The organism is Arthrobacter sp. Sr24 (assembly GCF_054511175.1).
Window position 1 is genome coordinate 69,783 of sequence record NZ_JBTNDB010000001.1, and the last position, 16,218, is coordinate 86,000.

Genomic DNA, 16,218 nt, shown 5'->3' on the forward strand with positions numbered 1-16,218 from the left:
GTATCTTTAGGGCAAAAAAGTGGTGCCGAACCGGGAGCGCCTCTCGGCACTAGGCCGCTCTAGGCGGCTATAAAAATGGAGCCCGGGGGTTCCACGGTTCGACACCGCCTTCAGTCTTCTACGTCCTGTCCCAGCTGTCAACCGCAGCGCTAACCGGGGGCAATTTTGGGGAGGAGTTTAGTCCAATTCACCCTTGCGCCACGAGGTGGCAGCGCCCTCGAGATCTTCTGCAGTTCGCACCAGTTGGTGGGCTTTTTTGGTCAGCGCCGAGGCATGCTCGGTGTGGGCGGCTTCACGTTCAGCAGCAAGGGTGGCCTGGCCCAATGCCACGACTCGGCAAAATGCCGCGGATCGGTCAAGCGCAACGTCGAAGTCGCCGTCGAACGCACCCGAAAGGATGGCATCCGCCATGACAGTGATTTCTTCAGCTCCGGGGGGCTCGGCAACTCCAGCTACGGCGTTGGCCACTTGGGCTCGCTGCTGTCCGGCGCGGAAGAACACGCTGATACCTTCGGGATCTTGCAATGTTGCGGCCCGCAGTGCGTAGAGACGCCACAGGGCGCCGGGTAGTGAGCGGGCGGGGCTGGCCGCCCACAATTCAGCGATGGCTTCTAGGCCCTGCTTATCCGCCAGTTTGACGAGACGCTTGGTGACGGCCGGATCGTTGCTTTCGCGTCCACCGCTGACGAGGGCGCGGGCAGCTAGGTGCGCCGCTTCAGAGACTCGGGCCGGATCGATGCCACCGGCGTAATTCTCAAAGTCTGCAGGTGAGAACGGCACCGGCTTGTGCGGGCGGGGGGCGTTGGTGGCTGGTCGATCATTCATGACACGACACTACCCCTCGCCGCCCGGCCGGGTCGAGAGAAGGGGGTGCGCGGACCAGCAAACTATCGCTGGCGCTAATTCTCATGCCTGCTGTCGGGAGCTATTCGTGTTGCGATTGCATTCTGGTGCGTGCTGTGCGGTAGTCTGATATGCGTCAACTTTTGCAGAGATGGAAACATTGCTGTGCTGGTTGCCGTTAGGTCGGGCCTTTAGCTCAGTTGGTAGAGCATCGGACTTTTAATCCGTGGGTCGCGGGTTCGAGCCCCGCAGGGCCCACCGACTTGAAAAATGCTGCTGTTTGACGGAAATGATGTGGATTAAACCATGTCGTAACCGTCAGGCAGCAGCATTTTTTGTTTTCTCTGCCGTTTCGCGGGTGCCGCTATATTTAGCTGATAGCTGATGGTGCCAGGTAGGTGCCGTCGGTCCACCTTAGAAGAGGATAAAGATGGCGAACCTGAATTTAGGACCTGATGAATATGTGGTTTTGAAGAGTGAGAAGGTTCTTCACGGTGGCAAGATCTCCGGATACACCGACGAGCTGATTCTGAGCAATAAGAACATCATCCTGATTTCGAAAGGGATGTTGGGAAATACTAAGGGCACTGAATACTTTCCGCTGAACACGATCAAGAATATTGATGGCAAGTCGCAGGCACTCGCATCTGGCCAAAAGTTGGACGTCTACTTCCTGAAGGGGCAGGATTCGTTTGGATTCGTCACCAAAAAAGAAGCAAAAAACTGGGCGAACAATATTTCAACTCTCCTCAACGGACCTGCATCGTTCGACTACGACCGGGACCGGACAATTCCGGGTGTTGCCTACGTTGCAGACACCCTCAAAGACAGCCTAGATACCTTCAAGGGTGCCTTCAGGCGAAAATAGGCCCACAATCTGTGTGTTTCCTCGCCCCGACGGCTTCAGGCAGGGCCATTCCGGCCCAGAGTCAATTCTTCCTGAACAACTTCTTCACACGCCGTGACGTTGGATCGACCCATACCTGTACGCCACGGAGGCGGCTGTTCCAAGTTTTTGGGCTGGGAAGATGAGGAAGACGCGGGAGTAACACCAGCGCCTTGAGCCGCATTCGAAGTGGCAAGATAGTTCTATGACTATCCATGCCCCCGCACTTGCCCTGACCATCGCCGGCTCCGAAGCGACTGGCGGTGCCGGCGCCCAAGCCGATCTGAAGACTTTTCAGGAACTGGGCGTCTTTGGCATTGTGAACCTGACATGCATTGTTTCCTTTGACCCCAAGGACAACTGGAACCACCGTTTTGTGCCGGTGGAACAGCACGTCATTGCTGATCAGTTGGAAGCTACGACGGCGGCCTATGGTGCCGCTTCTGGGGCACCCACCACGCTGGATACGGTCAAGATTGGCATGATGGGCAGCCCCGCCACGATCACCACCGTGGAGACCGGACTCAAGGCTGCGGGGTTCAAAAATGTGGTGCTGGACCCGGTGCTGATCTGCAAGGGCCAAGAGCCCGGCCACGCACTGGACACGGATCAGGCGCTGAAGGCCCAGATTCTGCCGCTGGCAACTTTCGTCACCCCCAACCACTTCGAAGCCGAGTCTCTCTCAGGCCTGAAAATCAACACTGTTGACGACCTCAAGGATGCTGCCCGCAAGATCCACGAACTCTCCGGGGCAGTGGTACTAGCTAAGGGTGGGGTGCGGCTGGAAGGCGATGACGCCGTCGATGTTTTCTTTGATGGAGAAACACTGGAAGTACTCTCCGCGCCGAAGGTTGGCGACGTAGCCGTTTCAGGTGCCGGCTGCTCACTCGCCGCAGCCGTGACGGCCGAACTTGCCAAGGGTGCAACCCCGCTCGAGGCGGCCCGGACCGCCAAGGCTTTTGTCACCGAGGGCATCAAGAACCGTGTGACTTCGGGTGCGCCGTTCACCGCTTTGTGGCAGGGTGGCGGGCGCTCCTAAGTAGGGCTCTTGGGGAGATGGAAACCGGGGAACGGCCAACTGTTGCCACGGCCTGCCCGGTGTGCCAAGCTCACTTTATGAGTGTCAACGAAGCCTTGGAATCTGACCCTTTCGACGCCACCGTGCGCATGAGCCGCAATGACGCTCTGCACCGTTATGAGCTGTTCTCAGCGGAGGAGTTGGCCGTGACCATCACCTTCGCGGACCTGCCCGGCCATATTGATCTGCTCCATACCGCAGGTGAGCCCGGTTTTGAGGGCAAGGGTTTGGCCAAGGTCTTAGCTCGCTACGCCTTGGATGATGTGGTGGCCTCCGGCAAACGCATCATCCCACACTGCAGTTACGTGGCTCGGTTCCTGGCCAAAAACCCGGAACCGTACTTGCAGTACACCGATTTCCCTGCTTCTCCTGAGGGCGCCTAGATGGACCGCCCCGTAGCCCTGATCACCGGCGCAACGTCCGGGCTGGGTGCTGAGTTCGCCCAGCAGCTTGGCCGCGCGCAGCATGATTTGGTGCTGGTCTCCCGTGATGCGGCCCGGCTCGAGGCCAAGGCTGTACGCCTGCGCACAGACTTTGGTATTGACGTTGAGATCCTGCCTGCTGACCTCATAACGGACGACGGCGTAGCTTCCGTCAGTGCCCGGCTGGCGGACCCGGCGCGTCCAGTCGCGGTGCTGGTTAACAACGCCGGGTTCAGTCTGCTGAAGGCGTTTGAAAGAAACACCATTGCGGAGGAAGCCGCGCACTTACGCATCTTGGCCCAGACCCCCATGGAACTCACCCACGCCGTCCTGCCAGGGATGCTGGAGCGCGGTGCCGGACGCATCATCAACGTCTCAAGCGTCTCAGCGTTCATTCCGCGTGGCACCTACGGGGCGGCCAAAGCATGGGGCGTGAGCTTTAGCCGTTTCGCTAATCTGCGCTACGGCCCTCGCGGCGTAAAGGTGACCGCCGTGTGCCCCGGATTTGTCCACACCGAATTCCACCAGCGCATGGGCGCCGATATGGGCGGCGTCAAGCCGTGGATGTGGCTCAACGCTGACCGTGTGGTGCGTGAAGGCCTGGCCGATAACGCCGCAGGCAAATCGGTGTCAATCCCGTCCAAGCGCTACGCCACCCTCATGGCGCTGGCCAAGCTGGTCCCGGACCGCTTGTCCGCCGCAGCAGGTAACCGGGGGCGCTAACAAAAATCGTCGGCGGTGAACTCCTTGGGTAGGTTCAGCTACACCGGAGCTCAGGCCTCAGAATCCGGGCGTCCCACAGTGACGGGAATCCCGGCACCGGGGGTGGGCGGCTCATAGGATTCGTCGAAGGGCAGGTAATCCATGTCCAACAGCGGGTTTTCGTCCTGCGACTTCACCAGTTCCCGTGCTTCCTCCACGGTGGCCACACTTGGCATGGAACCAGGCAGATGCTTCTGTGCAGATTCACGCAGGAAGTAGATACCCACAACACCAATGGCTGAGGTCAGCATCAGGTAGTAGGCGGGCATCAGTTCGTTACCGGTGGCGGTGATCAGGGCCTTCATGATGAACGGTGCCGTACCGCCAAAGATCGCCACAGCAAAGTTATATGAGATTCCCATGCCGCCATAGCGGCTGGACGTGGGGAACAACGCAGGCAGAGCTGATGCCAGGTTGGACACATAGAACGTCACTGGGAACGCGATCAATGCCAGTCCAAGCATGGTGGACCAGACCGGGCCCATGCCAATCAGCATGAAGGCTGGCAGGGCCAGGACTACGGTGCTGATGGCGCCGACCCACAGCACAGGACGGCGGCCAATACGATCGGAGAGCCGTCCGGCCAGCGGTATGCACACGGCCATGGCGACCAAGATGGGGATGGTGAGTATGGTTCCGTGCACCTCGTCGTAACCCATGGAATCGGTCAAATACGTCGGCATATAGGAGGTGAGAGCGTAGCCTGCGGTGTTGGCCGCTGCCACAAGGATCATGGCAAGCAGCACTTGGCGCCAGTAGACCTTCACCAGATGTACTGGGCCGTTTGAGGTGTCCTCGTCGCTGGCTGCAGCTGACTTCGATGCTTCTTCATTAGCATCCAGCGTGGCTTGGAACTGGGGTGACTCCTCGATCTTCATGCGGAAGTAGATCGCGATCAGGCCCAAGGGTCCTGCAATGAGGAATGGAATACGCCAACCCCACTGTTCCATGGCCTCTTGACCAAGGGTCAGTTGGAGTACGGAGACTAGCGCGGCACCGATGGCGAAGCCCATGTAACTTCCCAAGTCCAAGATGCTGGCAAAGTAGCCACGGCGCTTATCCGGAGCGTATTCGCTCACAAAAGTGGTGGCTCCGGCGTACTCGCCACCGGTAGAGAAACCCTGCACCAGTTTGAGCAACACCAGCAGGGCCGCAGCCCAAATACCGATCTGGGAGTACCCGGGCAGGAGTCCAACTGCAAACGTTGAAGCAGCCATGACCATCAAGGTCGCGGCGAGCACCTTCTGGCGCCCGATCTTATCGCCGAGCCAGCCAAAGAACACCCCGCCAAGCGGGCGCGCCACGAAGGTGGCCGCGAACGTTCCTAGCAGGAACAAAGTTTGAACGTCAGGGTCTGCCTCAGGCAGAAAGACCGGTCCCATGGTGCCGATCAAGTATCCGAAGACCCCGACGTCGTACCATTCCATGGTGTTTCCAACAACGGTGCCGCCCAACGCCTTTTTGAGCATGGGGCCGTCGACAACATTTACATCGTCTACGCCGAGTCTACGTTTTTTTAGTTTGGGCAAACGAGGCTTCTTGAGCTTCGTTTGCCGGTGATCTGCGGTGTCCTTAACACCTGAATCCGGTTGAGTCATGCTTCGGTCTATGGGCATTTGTTTATCCCCTCAAGGAGTTCATTTGCTTGCGACTTTCTGCTGCATCGCTACGGGCAGACCTAAAATTCTAGCAGACGGGCCATTTTCGCCCCTTAGGCGGGGTCCTGTCAAGCATGAAAAACCCCGTCATTGCTACCCCAAAAGGGTGCAATGACGGGGTATCTAATACTGGGAGGGCTTGGGGGGCTAAGCGTCGTGGTTTGTCTCAAGAATGGCCACCAAAGAATCCAAGGCGGCGCCTGCGGAGTCGTCGTCGGTGCGCAGCACAACGACTTCGCCGAACTCTATGCCTAGGCTCATCAACGCGAGCATACTGTCGGCGTCCACCGCGTCCTCGACGGAATCATTCACGCGCGCAATGGTCACTTCGGCGTCGAGCTCACCGGCAGCCTCGGCAAAGATCGATGCCGGGCGGGCGTGCAGTCCAACAGTGCTGGCAATGGCGGCGGTGCGTTCAATCATGGTTTTCTCCTCAAACAGGTAATGAATAAAGCAAATACTTAATAAAAATCGTTTAGAGTCCCAGCTCGGTGAGGGCTGGCAGCCCGGCCCTCACCAGCTCACGGGCCTCGGCAGCGGAGGAAGCCCCCACAGCCCGGTACGCCAAGACTTTAGCCTCCGCGAGCGAAACGGTGCGCAGCACGGCCGCCACGGCCGCCAGGGCTCGCGGCGTCATGGACAAGGAACTGACCCCAAGACCTACAAGGACGACGGCGAGAGCCGGGTCCGCGGCCGACTCCCCGCACACGCCAACCGGTTTGGGTGCCGAAGTCTCCAGCGATGCGGAGTGTTTAGCCTGCTCCACAGCTCCTTCGACAGTTGCCTGGATGAGGGCCAGCACGGCCGGCTGCCACGGATCGTTCAAAGCGGCCAGAGGTCCCAGTTGCCGGTCGGCGGCCATGGCGTATTGGGTCAAGTCATTGGTGCCCAAGCTGGCAAATTCGACGTGGTTCAGAATATGCCGGGAGGTGAGGGCTGCTGAAGGGACCTCCACCATGACCCCCGGAACGCGCAGTCCGGCTGCAGTGCACAGCGCGGCGAAGTCAGTGGCCTCGGCCGGGGTTGAAATCATCGGTGCCATGACCCAAACCTCGGCCTGAGTCGACCCAGCGGCATCGGCAATGGCAGCCAGTTGGCGGGCCAGAACACCTGGGGTGGTCAAATCTGTGCGGTAACCACGCACACCCAGGGCAGGGTTTGGCTCGGTGGTATCAGTGAGGAATGGCAGTGGTTTATCAGCGCCAGCATCGAGCGTGCGTACAACAACTTTCTTGCCCGGGAAAGCCTCGAAGACACCCTTGTAGGCGGCCACCTGATCCTCGTGGCTTGGCTCGGTGCTGTTGCCTAGGAAGCAGAACTCTGTGCGCAGCAGACCCACCCCCTGGGCGTTGGCTGCGGCAGCCTCCTGAGCATCTTTAGCTCCGCCAACATTGGCCAGCAAGGGGATCAGCGTACCGTCGGCCAGCTGTCCCACACCGTCAAAGACGTCCAATAGCGAGGCCTTTTCCTTCCATACAGCGACAGCAGCATGTTCGGTATCTGCCGGTTCAGTACTCACAGTCCCGGCAGAGCCATCCACAAAGACCACGGCTCCGTCGGCAATTCCAAGCACGCCAGCCGCGGCAACAACAGCTGGCAGCCCTAGGCTGCGAGCAATGATGGCGGTGTGGGACTGCGGCCCGCCGCCTGCCGTGACCAGCGCAATGACCTTTGTTGGATCAAGGGTGGCTGTGTCAGCAGGGGCGAGGTCCTCGGCAACCAGAATGAACGGTTCGGCGGAATCAGGGATTTCCGGTGCAGGCACACCGCGCAACACAGCAACAATACGCGAACGCACATCCAACACATCGTGGGAGCGTTCGGCCATGTAGCCGCCCAAGTTGGTGAGCATGGCCGCAACCGAATCGCCGGCTTCCCAGATGGCCCGCTCAGCTGAGATGCCAGTCTTGACCAACTTGATGGCGGCCTTGATCAGCATGGGATCTGTAGCCATAAGTGCTGTGGCTTCAAGGACCTCTTTGCCAGCTCCTTCAGCCCGACCAGCACGCTCAAGGAGCTGTTCTTTCACATGTGCCCCGGCAGCCTTGAGGGATGCAGCGGCAGCCTCGGCCGTCGTCGAACTCTCCAACTTTTCACCAGCGGGGGGCTCGGTTAGGGCTGCCGGCATGTGCCGGACCGGGCCAATGACTCGGCCGCGAAAGACTCCGACTCCAACAAAGTTCTGCACAGTAGCTCCTTCGACAATCATGAGCAGGTCCTAGGCGGCCTGGGTGGCAGGCTGCGTTGCTGCAAGGGTATCAACCGGCTTGCGAACAGCCCAACGTTTCAGCGCCACGACTGCCAGCGCGGCTACCACGGTGCCAACCGCAATGGATACGGCGAACATGGCCAAGTTACCGATAGCGAAGAAGACGAAGAAACCGCCGTGGGGGGCCTGCGAGGTCACGTGGAAGGCCATGGTCATGGCGCCAGTGACAGCGCCGCCCAGCATGGAGGCCGGGATGACGCGAAGGGGATCGGCCGCGGCGAACGGGATGGCACCTTCAGAGATGAATGATGCGCCCAGCAACCATGCGGCCTTGCCATTTTCACGCTCCGCCAGTGAGAAACGCTTCTTGTCGATGGTGGTGGCCAACGCCATGGCCAGTGGGGGAACCATGCCTGCAGCCATAACCGTGGCCATGATTTCCCACGGAGCCTGGGCCGCAATGCTGCCAGCGCCCAGTCCGGCCACTGCGAACGAGTAAGCCACCTTGTTGACGGGACCACCCAGGTCGAAGCACATCATGAGGCCCAAAATGATACCCAGCACGACGGCGGATGCACCCGTCATGCCTGTCAGCCAACTGTTCAATGCCACTGTGAGCGAAGCAATGGGTGCGCCGAGGAACAAGAGCATGGCGCCGGAGGCGATGATGGAGCCCAGCAGCGGGATGATGACCACAGGCATGAGGCCGCGCAGCCAGCGCGGGACCTTCCAACTGCCGATCCAGTACGCGGCAAGACCGGCCAGGATGCCGCCCACCAGCCCGCCGAGGAAACCGGCGTCCATGAATACGGCAACAGCTCCGGCCGTGAAACCGGGTGCAATGCCGGGCCTGTCGGCTATGCCGAAGGCAATGTAGCCGGCAAGGGCGGGGACCAGGAAGGCCATGGACAGGCCACCAATTTTGAAGGCCACGGCACCCAAATACGCCCCGAGGGGGCCCATCGCTTGCTCAGGGTATTCGGTGGGCAGGTTCGCCAGGCTATTGCCGGTGAGTATTTGGTCCGCGAAGTCTGGAATTTGGAAACCGCCCAGCAGGAAGCCGAGTGCGATCAGCAAACCGCCACCAGCCACGAACGGAATCATGTAGCTGACGCCGGTCAGCAGGACCTTCTTGATTTTGGCGCCGAGGCTTTCGCCCGAGGCCTGAGCCCTGTTCTCTGCATTCTCTTCGGCACCGAAATGCGGCACGCGGTGGGCATTCGGGTTGTCGGAGGCGGCAATTGCTTCTTGGATCATTTTGGCGGGCTCGTCGATTCCACGCTTCACAGGGGAGCTGACGAGAGGTTTGCCGGCAAAACGTTCTTTCCCGCGAACATCCACATCAACAGCAAAGATCACGGCGTCTGCGGCGGCGATCACGGCCGGATCCAGCGGAGTAACAGCTCCGGAACCCTGTGTCTCCACTTGCAGGTCAACGCCGGCTTCCTGGGCGGCTAGAACCAGAGAATCGGCGGCCATGTAGGTGTGTGCAATGCCGGTGGGGCAAGCCGTCACAGCAACAATCCGCTTTTGGCGGGTTGCGGGTGCTCGGTGGGCGGCGGCGGCGTCGGGGTCGGCGGCGGCGCTGGAGTCGCTGGATCCGGCTGCGGCGTGCGCGCCCGGAGCCGGTGTTGCAGCGGCCTGTTTGGGCTTGTCCTTCAGTGCGTCTTCGACCAAGGCCACGATTTCTGCAGGCGATTTTGCTGCGCGCAGAGCTGCGGTGAAGTCCTTCTTAATGAGGGAGCGCGCCAGTTTGGAGAGCAGCTTGAGGTGTTCGTTATCGGCGCCTGCGGGGGCTGCGATGAAGAAGATGATGTCGGCTGGGCCGTCCTTGGCACCAAAGTCAACAGCCGGGGTCAGGCGTGCCATGGCGAGGGTCGGTTCCAGCACAGCCTCGGAGCGGCAATGCGGGATGGCGATGCCGCCCGGGACCCCGGTTGCGGTCTTTTGTTCGCGGGCGAGGGCGTCGGCGAATAGGCCTTCTACCTCGGAGGCGCGGCCAGTTTTAGCAATAAGCTCGGCCAAATTACGGATGACCGAGGTGGTGTCGGTGCCGAGATTGGCGTCAAGAAGCACCAGATCATCGTTGATGAGGGTTGTCATGTCAGTTCTCTTCAGCTGAGGCCAGCACCGTCACGGTGACGGTTCCGGGGGTTGTTTGTGCGAGGGAGGGAACCATGGTTCCTGGGAGGGAAGCTGCGGCCGCGCCATGCGCCACTGCTTGCTGCAGGCATGCTTCAGGGGAGTCCCCGCGAAGCGTGGCCAACAGATATCCGGACAGTGCGGAGTCACCCGCACCGACGGTGCTTTTTGCCTTAATAGCGGGACCGCGGCCATGGAAGCTTCCGTGGCTGGTAGTCAAAACTGCGCCCTTTGAACCGAGCGTTGCCAGAATGGCACCAACACCGTTCTTAAGCAGGGTGGCGGAAGCGGCTGCGGCTGCGCCCGGATCTGCCTCCAGTTCGGGTCCGGTGGAGAGACCAGTCAACTCGGCCAATTCTTCGCCGTTGGGCTTGAGTAGATCAGGGGCCGCGTGCAGGCACTCCTTGAGGGGGGCGCCTGAGGAATCAACGGCGATGCGCGGGGCCCGCGAACCATGCGCAGCGCGGACCGCCTCAATCACCAGCGCATAGAAATCACTCGGTACCCCCGGCGGAAGTGAGCCGGCCAGCACGAGCCAGCCCGCGCCGTCGGACTTCTCTACGGTGAGTGCTAAGAGCTCGTCGATCTGGGTCGAGGTGAGGACAGGGCCGGGCTCGTTGACCTTGGTGGTGGTGCCGTCGGGCTCGGTGATGGCAACGTTGCTGCGCAGGGGCGCCCCGATCGGCATGGCTAGGTACGGGATGTGCTCGATTTCCAAGGCCAGGACGACGGCGTCATTTGCATCCCCGGGCAACAGCGCCAGAGCCTCGATTCCAGATGCGGAGAGGGCCCGGACAATGTTCACGCCCTTGCCGCCGGGATGCGCTGAGGTGGCCGTTGCGCGCTGTACCTCGCCGCGCTGTAACGCAGCGCCCAGATCGATGGTGCGGTCCAGGCTGGGGTTGGGAGTCAGAGTGAGGATCATGCGATCACGACCTGGACGTCGGCTGCGGCCAAGGCGGCGGCAAGCTCCCCGGAGGGCGTTGTGGTGGTCACTAAAATATCGATCTCCTCGAGGGTTGCGAAGCGGACAAGTGTTTCGGTGCCGAGTTTGGAAGCGTCAGCCAATGCCACAACCTGCCGGGCCGCTTTCACCATTGCTGTTTTTGTGGCTGCTTCGACAGGATCTGGAGTGCTCAAGCCAAAGCTGGCGTGGATGCCGTTGGTGCCGATGAAGGCGATGTCGGGGCGCAGTGCGCCGAGCTGTTCTGTGGCTCGAGCTCCGACGACGGCGCTGGTCAGGGCCCGGACGCGGCCGCCGACGATGTCTAGAAGGAGATGAGTGTTGGTGCTCAGCGTCCCGGCCATGGGCAGTGAATTGGTGATGACGAGCAGTTCATCGCCAGGGTTGGCAGGGGTCCATCTGGCCAAGCGCTCTGCCAGCGCCGCGGTGGTAGTGCCCGCATCCAGCAAGATCGAGGCCGATGGTGCTTGGGGGATCAGGGCCAGTGCCGCCGTGGCAATGCGCAGCTTCTCTTCCAAGTGCTGGCTCTGGCGTTCGCTCAAGCTGAGCTCTGAACGAGTCAAACGGTCCACGCTCACCGCGCCGCCATGCACGCGGCGCAGCATTCCCACTTCCTCGAGGGCAGCTAGATCGCGACGAACCGTCTCTTGGGTAATGGAAAACAGTTCTGCCAAGTCATTGACGCCCACCCTGCCTTGGGCCCTGACGAGTTCGGCGATCCTGCTCTGCCGTTCCTCCGCAAACATGTCATTTCCTTCCGGTGGTGGGCTGCCACCGTGTTGCGATGGCTAACCCGATCCCGTGATTCGAGTCACAGGATGCTGTTTCAGTTGACTTTATCTGTGTTTATCTTTGAATGTCAAGGTAATTCCCACATGAACACAGATTCGTGGGGTTGCTGAGCGGGTTTGTTAGAGATTTGGTGCGCTTGCCGCCCCTATCCGCCGCCCAGCCCCGGTGAGCCGTGAGGAATGGTCGCTTAGAGTGGCCAAAGTGACCATTCCTCACGGATCAACGGGGAATCTTGGGGAATCCTGGGAATGATCCCGATGCAGAAGACCGACGAGAGGATCGATCCGGACCCTGGTCAGGGCGACGGACGCGGTAGCCGTGTGAAGACGCCAGTAGATCCTGTGCAAGCGGGTAGTCTGACCGCATGGAAACTGTGATCTGGTCCCACTCGGAAGCCGAACGCGCAGGGAAACCGTTGCTGTTGATGCTGCATGGGTACGGTTCGGACGAATCCCGCATGAGTGAGGTGTTCAAGGACCTGCCGCGGGGAATCGTATGTGCTGCGCCGCGGGCGCCTATGGATATCTCTGGGGATTACGGCCGGTTTTTGCTGGACTATTTCCTGATCAATGACTTTGCCGAGGTGGTGGGTGCCGCCACGAAAGTCCTCGGGTGGCTGGATACCGAGATGGCCCGGCACAAGTTCAGCTCCGTCTCCGTGCTGGGTTTTTCGCAGGGCATGGCCATGGCAACCACCTTGATGAGACTGCGCCCGGACATGTTCACGGTAGTCGTGGGACTGTCAGGGTTTGCGCTGGACAATGAACTGCTCGCCACCATGGAGCCACTGGAACGTAAGCTGCCGTTTTTCTGGGGCCGAGATATAGCCGATCTCGTGATCAACTCCGACGCTACTGATTTCACCGCCCAATGGTTGGCTGCCAACACTGATCTGCAGCAGGCTCGCTACGAGGGCATGGGCCACGCCATGCGCGCGGACGAACTAGCCGATGTGTCCTCATTCTTGACGGCGAAAGTACCGGGCTCCTTCACACCGAGCAGTTAAGAGAACAACATGGCCGGGCAGGCAGACGGTTCTGAGTACGCCATTGGTCCGGGCGGAGCCATCACCCATCATGGGCGCAAAGCCTTCACCCTGCGCGAGGCGAGGAGTGCCGGCGCTACGCCTCGCCGGCACTCCTGTAGCGCTCGCAGGCTGACTCCGCACGGTGCACGGGTTTTTCCCAGAGTGAATCGCGGGGTGCTGTATGGATTGCCGGTTACCCTTGAGGTCTACTCTGGAAGCTACTAGCGAGCCACCAACGGTGAGGGGAAAACATGGCAAGAAAAGATCTCGACAAAATGGGGACGGGCCCCGGCTTCGCAAAGCAGGCTGGATCTGCGAATCCCGCCGTGAAAATAGCGGCGGGGGCGGCATTTGATAGCAACGGTAACCCGCGACCGGCGGTACATGGCATGCTGCTCAAAGCCGTGGAAGTGCAACGACCGCTGGTATTGGCCAATCTTCGCCGGCTACGCAAACGCTATCCGCACGCGACTGCTTTCGAGCTGAGTCAGCGTCTGGAGCGGGACTTCCTCTCCGGCATGGGTACCGGCGGTGCAGCCATCGGGGCCACCGCTATCATCCCCGGCATCGGCACCGTGGCGGCTTTGTCCATTTCCGCCGCAGCCACCGTGGTGTTTTTGGAAGCCACGGCGTTGTACGCGCAGTCGATCGCCGAACTTCATGGCGTGCGTCTACAGGATCCCGAGGCGGCTCAGGTCACGGTCATGGCCATTATTTTGGGCGAAGAAGGCCAAGTCATGCTGCAAGGTTTGACCGGGCACGCCCTCGGAACTGGCAAAAACCCCATGCAGGCATGGGGCAAAAATGTCAGCAAGAACGTTCCGCTCACCGCGATCAGAGGCATTCTGGCACCCATGCAGAAGCGATTCCTGAAGAAAATGGCCGTCCGGGGCGGCGCCTCCGTAATTGGCAAGGCGCTACCGTTTGGCATTGGTGCGGCTGTGGGTGGAGTGGGCAACTACATGATGGGCAAGGCCGTCATAGCCTCGGCCAACCGTGCCTTCGGCCCGGCGCCCATGATGATTCCGCAGGAATTGCTTGCTGAACTTGAATCCACTACCAAGCTCCCGAAGCCGCCCCAACCGCCTAGGGAACCCAAGCAGCTCAAGCCCGGCAAGATACCGAAGGCACCCAAGATACCGAAGGCTCCCAAACTGCCAAAGGGGCTCCGCTAGCCCAACACCAGCTAGGCGAGCCCGCTAGCCGAACACCAGCTAGCCGAGCGACCTACCCGAACACCAGTGTGGCCACAGCGAAGATGGCCAGACCTGCCAGGGAACCGACAACGGTGCCGTTGATGCGGATGAATTGCAGATCCTTGCCCACCTGAAGTTCGATCTTCTCGCTGGTCTCAACAGCGTCCCACCGTCCAACGGTCTCGGTGATCAGTGAGGTGATCTCGTGTTTGTACGTGCCTACGAGGTAGGCGGCGGCGTCGGCAATCCACTTGTTGACCTTGCCTGCTAGCTCCATGTCCGAGACCAACCGGCCCCCGAAATCGTGCACGGCCGAGGTGACCTTCAAACGCAGCTCTGATTGAGGGTCATCCACGGCATCGGTTAGCGCAGTCTTGATGGTTTCCCAGGTGCGGCCAGCCAATTCGCGAACTTCGGGATCTCCCAGAACCTGGGCTTTGATGCCTTCGGCCTTGGCGATCATGGCCGGATCATGCTGGAGCTCTTGGGCGAGGTCCTTCAAATAATTGTCGAGCTGCTGGCGGACCTCGTGGTGCGGATTGTCCTGGACTGCGCGGGCAAATTTGTAGATTTCCGCGTGGATCTTGTCCCCCACCAGGCCGTCAACGAAGACGGGAACCCAACTGGGGGAGCGGTCGGTCACCAGGCCTGAAATGGTGCTGTGGTTGGCCTGGATCCAGGTGGTGGACCGGTCAACGAGCAGGTCCACGAGCGAATGATGGTGGCCGTCGGCAAAGATTCGCTCGGCGAGCTTGCCCACGGGCGGTCCCCACGGTGGCTCCAATACATGTTTGCGAACCATGGCTTCGATGACGTCTTGGATGTCCTCGTCCTTCAGAACCGAGATGGCCCCGCGAAGGGCGGCAGCGCCCTCGGTAGTCACACGTTCGGCACTAGCCGGTTTGGATAGCCAGGTGCCCACCTTCTGGGCGATCTGTGTGGAGGCCAGTTTTGCTGAGACTACCTCTTCGGAAAGGAAGTTGGTTTCCACAAAGTCAGCGAGGGAAGCGCCAATCTCATCCTTGCGGTTGGGAATGATGGCGGTGTGCGGAATCTTGATCCCCATGGGGTATTTGAACAATGCAGTTACGGCAAACCAGTCGGCCAGCGCACCCACCATGCCGCCTTCGGCAGCGGCCCGGACATAGGCCAACCAGGGAAAGCGGGGCTGCAGGGCAAAGGCGAAACAGAACACCACAGCCATGAACAGCAGCAGTCCCAGCGCAATATTCTTCATACGTTTAAGCGCTGCGGCCTTCTGTACGTCCGGTTGCGGAGGTGGAACTGACTGCTCGAGCCTTAGTGTTTGCGCCATGGAGTAAGCGTAGCGTGGAGCCATGACAGTTCAGATCTACGCGCACCGCGGTTCCAGCGCCGCCTTCGCCGAACATACTCGCGCCGCGTATTTGCAAGCTATTTCTGACGGTGCCGACGGGGTTGAATGCGATCTCCATCTCACTGCCGACGGGGAGCTTGTCCTGCTCCATGACGAAGATGTGGCGCGGACCTCCAGCGGAACAGGGGCGGTGGCTGAGTTGACCTTGGCTCAATTGCGAGCCCTCGATTTCAGCAGCTGGCACGGCTCCATCATTCCGGCCCACCACGGCACTATTGCTACCCAGTTGCTGACCTTGCCTGAACTGTTGGAGCTGCTGGCTACGGCAGGGCGTCCCATTGGCTTGGCTCTGGAGTTCAAATACGGGGCCACGTTTAAACCACAGCTGGTCGATGCCGCCCTCAAAACCCTGCGCAGCTTCGGGTGGACACCTGAAAAATCCACCGCTGGGAACATTCAAATTTCCTTCATGAGCTTCCACCCCGACGCCGTAAAGCACCTCGCCGCGCAGATCCCCGCCGCGCACCTTTGCCAGCTGCTCGAACTCGTGCAGGTGGCAGGGGTTCGTGAAGAAATGGCCGTTGGTGCTATTACCGGGCACACAGCGGCATTTTTGATGCGCCGGGCTATGGCTGAAGGGGAAAGGTTAATTGACGACGGCGTAGCCCACCTCGCCGGACCCGGCGTCGAGTACCTGCGTGTTCACCCGGGCAACGCCGCGCGCTGGGTTGCCGCCGGGCGGGTGCTGCGTGTCTGGACAGTGGATACGGCGGAGGATCTGGCCATATGCCTCGAAACCGGGGTTGAGCAGGTCACCAGCAATAGGCCGCGGGAAATTCGGGAGCTGCTGAGTTAGTCCTTGAACGGATCCCGCGCCAGGTGCGCTGGGCTCGGCTGACTCGG

Annotated in this window: 15 protein-coding genes and 1 tRNA gene; 8 read left to right on the forward strand and 8 right to left on the reverse strand. The window is 60.5% G+C overall.

The window, feature by feature from the left end; all coding sequences use genetic code 11:
* Nucleotides 1-177: 177 nt before the first annotated feature.
* Nucleotides 178-825 (reverse strand): hypothetical protein, encoded by a 648-nt coding sequence (locus tag ACX80D_RS00365; RefSeq protein WP_459320553.1) that lies wholly within the window; start codon nt 823-825, stop codon nt 178-180.
* A gap of 203 nt (nt 826-1,028) precedes the next feature.
* On the opposite strand from ACX80D_RS00365, the gene ACX80D_RS00370 reads away from it, so the two are divergent.
* The 5 genes from ACX80D_RS00370 to ACX80D_RS00390 all read left to right on the forward strand — a co-directional run bounded on the left by ACX80D_RS00370 (nt 1,029) and on the right by ACX80D_RS00390 (nt 3,952).
* Nucleotides 1,029-1,101, forward strand: a tRNA-Lys gene (locus ACX80D_RS00370).
* A gap of 172 nt (nt 1,102-1,273) precedes the next feature.
* Nucleotides 1,274-1,711 (forward strand): hypothetical protein, encoded by a 438-nt coding sequence (locus ACX80D_RS00375; protein WP_459320554.1) that lies wholly within the window; start codon nt 1,274-1,276, stop codon nt 1,709-1,711.
* 223 nt (nt 1,712-1,934) lie between these two features.
* The gene (locus tag ACX80D_RS00380) at nt 1,935-2,768 is read left to right on the forward strand and encodes a hydroxymethylpyrimidine/phosphomethylpyrimidine kinase (RefSeq protein ID WP_459320555.1); all 834 of its coding nucleotides are present in this window, start codon (nt 1,935-1,937) and stop codon (nt 2,766-2,768) included.
* 77 nt (nt 2,769-2,845) lie between these two features.
* Nucleotides 2,846-3,190 carry a GNAT family N-acetyltransferase gene (locus ACX80D_RS00385; RefSeq protein ID WP_459320556.1) on the forward strand — a complete coding sequence of 115 codons (345 nt, stop codon included), beginning with the start codon at nt 2,846-2,848 and terminating at the stop codon, nt 3,188-3,190.
* Nucleotides 3,191-3,952 carry an SDR family NAD(P)-dependent oxidoreductase gene (locus ACX80D_RS00390; protein ID WP_459320557.1) on the forward strand — a complete coding sequence of 254 codons (762 nt, stop codon included), beginning with the start codon at nt 3,191-3,193 and terminating at the stop codon, nt 3,950-3,952. It abuts the gene before it with no gap.
* Between the two features lie 50 nt (nt 3,953-4,002).
* Here the strand turns inward: ACX80D_RS00390 and ACX80D_RS00395 are convergent, their stop codons facing one another.
* The 6 genes from ACX80D_RS00395 to ACX80D_RS00420 all read right to left on the reverse strand — a co-directional run bounded on the left by ACX80D_RS00395 (nt 4,003) and on the right by ACX80D_RS00420 (nt 11,710).
* On the reverse strand, nt 4,003-5,607 hold the full coding sequence (locus tag ACX80D_RS00395; protein WP_459320558.1) for an MFS transporter: 1,605 nt from the start codon (nt 5,605-5,607) through the stop codon (nt 4,003-4,005).
* Between the two features lie 189 nt (nt 5,608-5,796).
* Nucleotides 5,797-6,072 (reverse strand): HPr family phosphocarrier protein, encoded by a 276-nt coding sequence (locus ACX80D_RS00400; protein ID WP_459320559.1) that lies wholly within the window; start codon nt 6,070-6,072, stop codon nt 5,797-5,799.
* 52 nt (nt 6,073-6,124) lie between these two features.
* On the reverse strand, nt 6,125-7,837 hold the full coding sequence (gene ptsP / locus ACX80D_RS00405; protein WP_459320886.1) for a phosphoenolpyruvate--protein phosphotransferase: 1,713 nt from the start codon (nt 7,835-7,837) through the stop codon (nt 6,125-6,127).
* A 30-nt stretch (nt 7,838-7,867) separates the two neighbouring features.
* Nucleotides 7,868-9,961, reverse strand: coding sequence for a PTS fructose transporter subunit IIABC (locus ACX80D_RS00410; protein WP_459320560.1), 2,094 nt, complete (start codon nt 9,959-9,961; stop codon nt 7,868-7,870).
* 1 nt (nt 9,962) lies between these two features.
* A complete protein-coding gene (locus ACX80D_RS00415) occupies nt 9,963-10,925 on the reverse strand; it encodes a 1-phosphofructokinase family hexose kinase (protein ID WP_459320561.1) in 963 nt (320 codons plus the stop codon).
* Complete coding sequence (locus ACX80D_RS00420; protein WP_459320562.1) at nt 10,922-11,710, reverse strand: DeoR/GlpR family DNA-binding transcription regulator; 789 nt, start codon at nt 11,708-11,710, stop codon at nt 10,922-10,924. The genes ACX80D_RS00415 and ACX80D_RS00420 overlap by 4 nt, the downstream gene beginning before the upstream one ends.
* A gap of 410 nt (nt 11,711-12,120) precedes the next feature.
* Between ACX80D_RS00420 and ACX80D_RS00425 the strand changes: the two genes are divergently transcribed.
* Together ACX80D_RS00425 and ACX80D_RS00430 are read left to right on the forward strand one after the other, a co-directional pair.
* A complete protein-coding gene (locus ACX80D_RS00425) occupies nt 12,121-12,762 on the forward strand; it encodes an alpha/beta hydrolase (protein WP_459320563.1) in 642 nt (213 codons plus the stop codon).
* Nucleotides 12,763-13,034: 272 nt separating this feature from the next.
* Entirely contained in the window at nt 13,035-13,958 is a 924-nt protein-coding gene (locus ACX80D_RS00430; protein ID WP_459320564.1) for a hypothetical protein, read from the forward strand.
* A gap of 52 nt (nt 13,959-14,010) precedes the next feature.
* On the opposite strand, the gene ACX80D_RS00435 is transcribed toward ACX80D_RS00430, so the two are convergent.
* A complete protein-coding gene (locus ACX80D_RS00435) occupies nt 14,011-15,294 on the reverse strand; it encodes a DUF445 domain-containing protein (protein ID WP_459320565.1) in 1,284 nt (427 codons plus the stop codon).
* Between the two features lie 22 nt (nt 15,295-15,316).
* Here ACX80D_RS00435 and ACX80D_RS00440 point away from each other — a divergent pair, with 22 nt between their 5' ends.
* The gene (locus tag ACX80D_RS00440; protein ID WP_459320566.1) at nt 15,317-16,171 is read left to right on the forward strand and encodes a glycerophosphodiester phosphodiesterase; all 855 of its coding nucleotides are present in this window, start codon (nt 15,317-15,319) and stop codon (nt 16,169-16,171) included.
* Nucleotides 16,172-16,218: the final 47 nt, after the last annotated feature.

Excerpts from the sequence above, each read along its gene's own strand:
- ACX80D_RS00410 (WP_459320560.1), bottom strand. The coding sequence starts at position 9,961 with ATGACAACCCTCATCAACGATGATCTGGTGCTTCTTGACGCCAATCTC.
- ACX80D_RS00380 (WP_459320555.1), top strand. The coding sequence starts at position 1,935 with ATGACTATCCATGCCCCCGCACTTGCCCTGACCATCGCCGGCTCCGAA.
- ACX80D_RS00435 (WP_459320565.1), bottom strand. The coding sequence starts at position 15,294 with ATGGCGCAAACACTAAGGCTCGAGCAGTCAGTTCCACCTCCGCAACCG.
- ACX80D_RS00420 (WP_459320562.1), bottom strand. The coding sequence starts at position 11,710 with ATGTTTGCGGAGGAACGGCAGAGCAGGATCGCCGAACTCGTCAGGGCC.
- ACX80D_RS00415 (WP_459320561.1), bottom strand. The coding sequence starts at position 10,925 with ATGATCCTCACTCTGACTCCCAACCCCAGCCTGGACCGCACCATCGAT.
- ACX80D_RS00385 (WP_459320556.1), top strand. The coding sequence starts at position 2,846 with ATGAGTGTCAACGAAGCCTTGGAATCTGACCCTTTCGACGCCACCGTG.
- ACX80D_RS00365 (WP_459320553.1), bottom strand. The coding sequence starts at position 825 with ATGAATGATCGACCAGCCACCAACGCCCCCCGCCCGCACAAGCCGGTG.
- ACX80D_RS00425 (WP_459320563.1), top strand. The coding sequence starts at position 12,121 with ATGGAAACTGTGATCTGGTCCCACTCGGAAGCCGAACGCGCAGGGAAA.
- ACX80D_RS00375 (WP_459320554.1), top strand. The coding sequence starts at position 1,274 with ATGGCGAACCTGAATTTAGGACCTGATGAATATGTGGTTTTGAAGAGT.
- ACX80D_RS00440 (WP_459320566.1), top strand. The coding sequence starts at position 15,317 with ATGACAGTTCAGATCTACGCGCACCGCGGTTCCAGCGCCGCCTTCGCC.
- ACX80D_RS00400 (WP_459320559.1), bottom strand. The coding sequence starts at position 6,072 with ATGATTGAACGCACCGCCGCCATTGCCAGCACTGTTGGACTGCACGCC.
- ACX80D_RS00390 (WP_459320557.1), top strand. The coding sequence starts at position 3,191 with ATGGACCGCCCCGTAGCCCTGATCACCGGCGCAACGTCCGGGCTGGGT.
- ACX80D_RS00395 (WP_459320558.1), bottom strand. The coding sequence starts at position 5,607 with ATGCCCATAGACCGAAGCATGACTCAACCGGATTCAGGTGTTAAGGAC.
- ACX80D_RS00430 (WP_459320564.1), top strand. The coding sequence starts at position 13,035 with ATGGCAAGAAAAGATCTCGACAAAATGGGGACGGGCCCCGGCTTCGCA.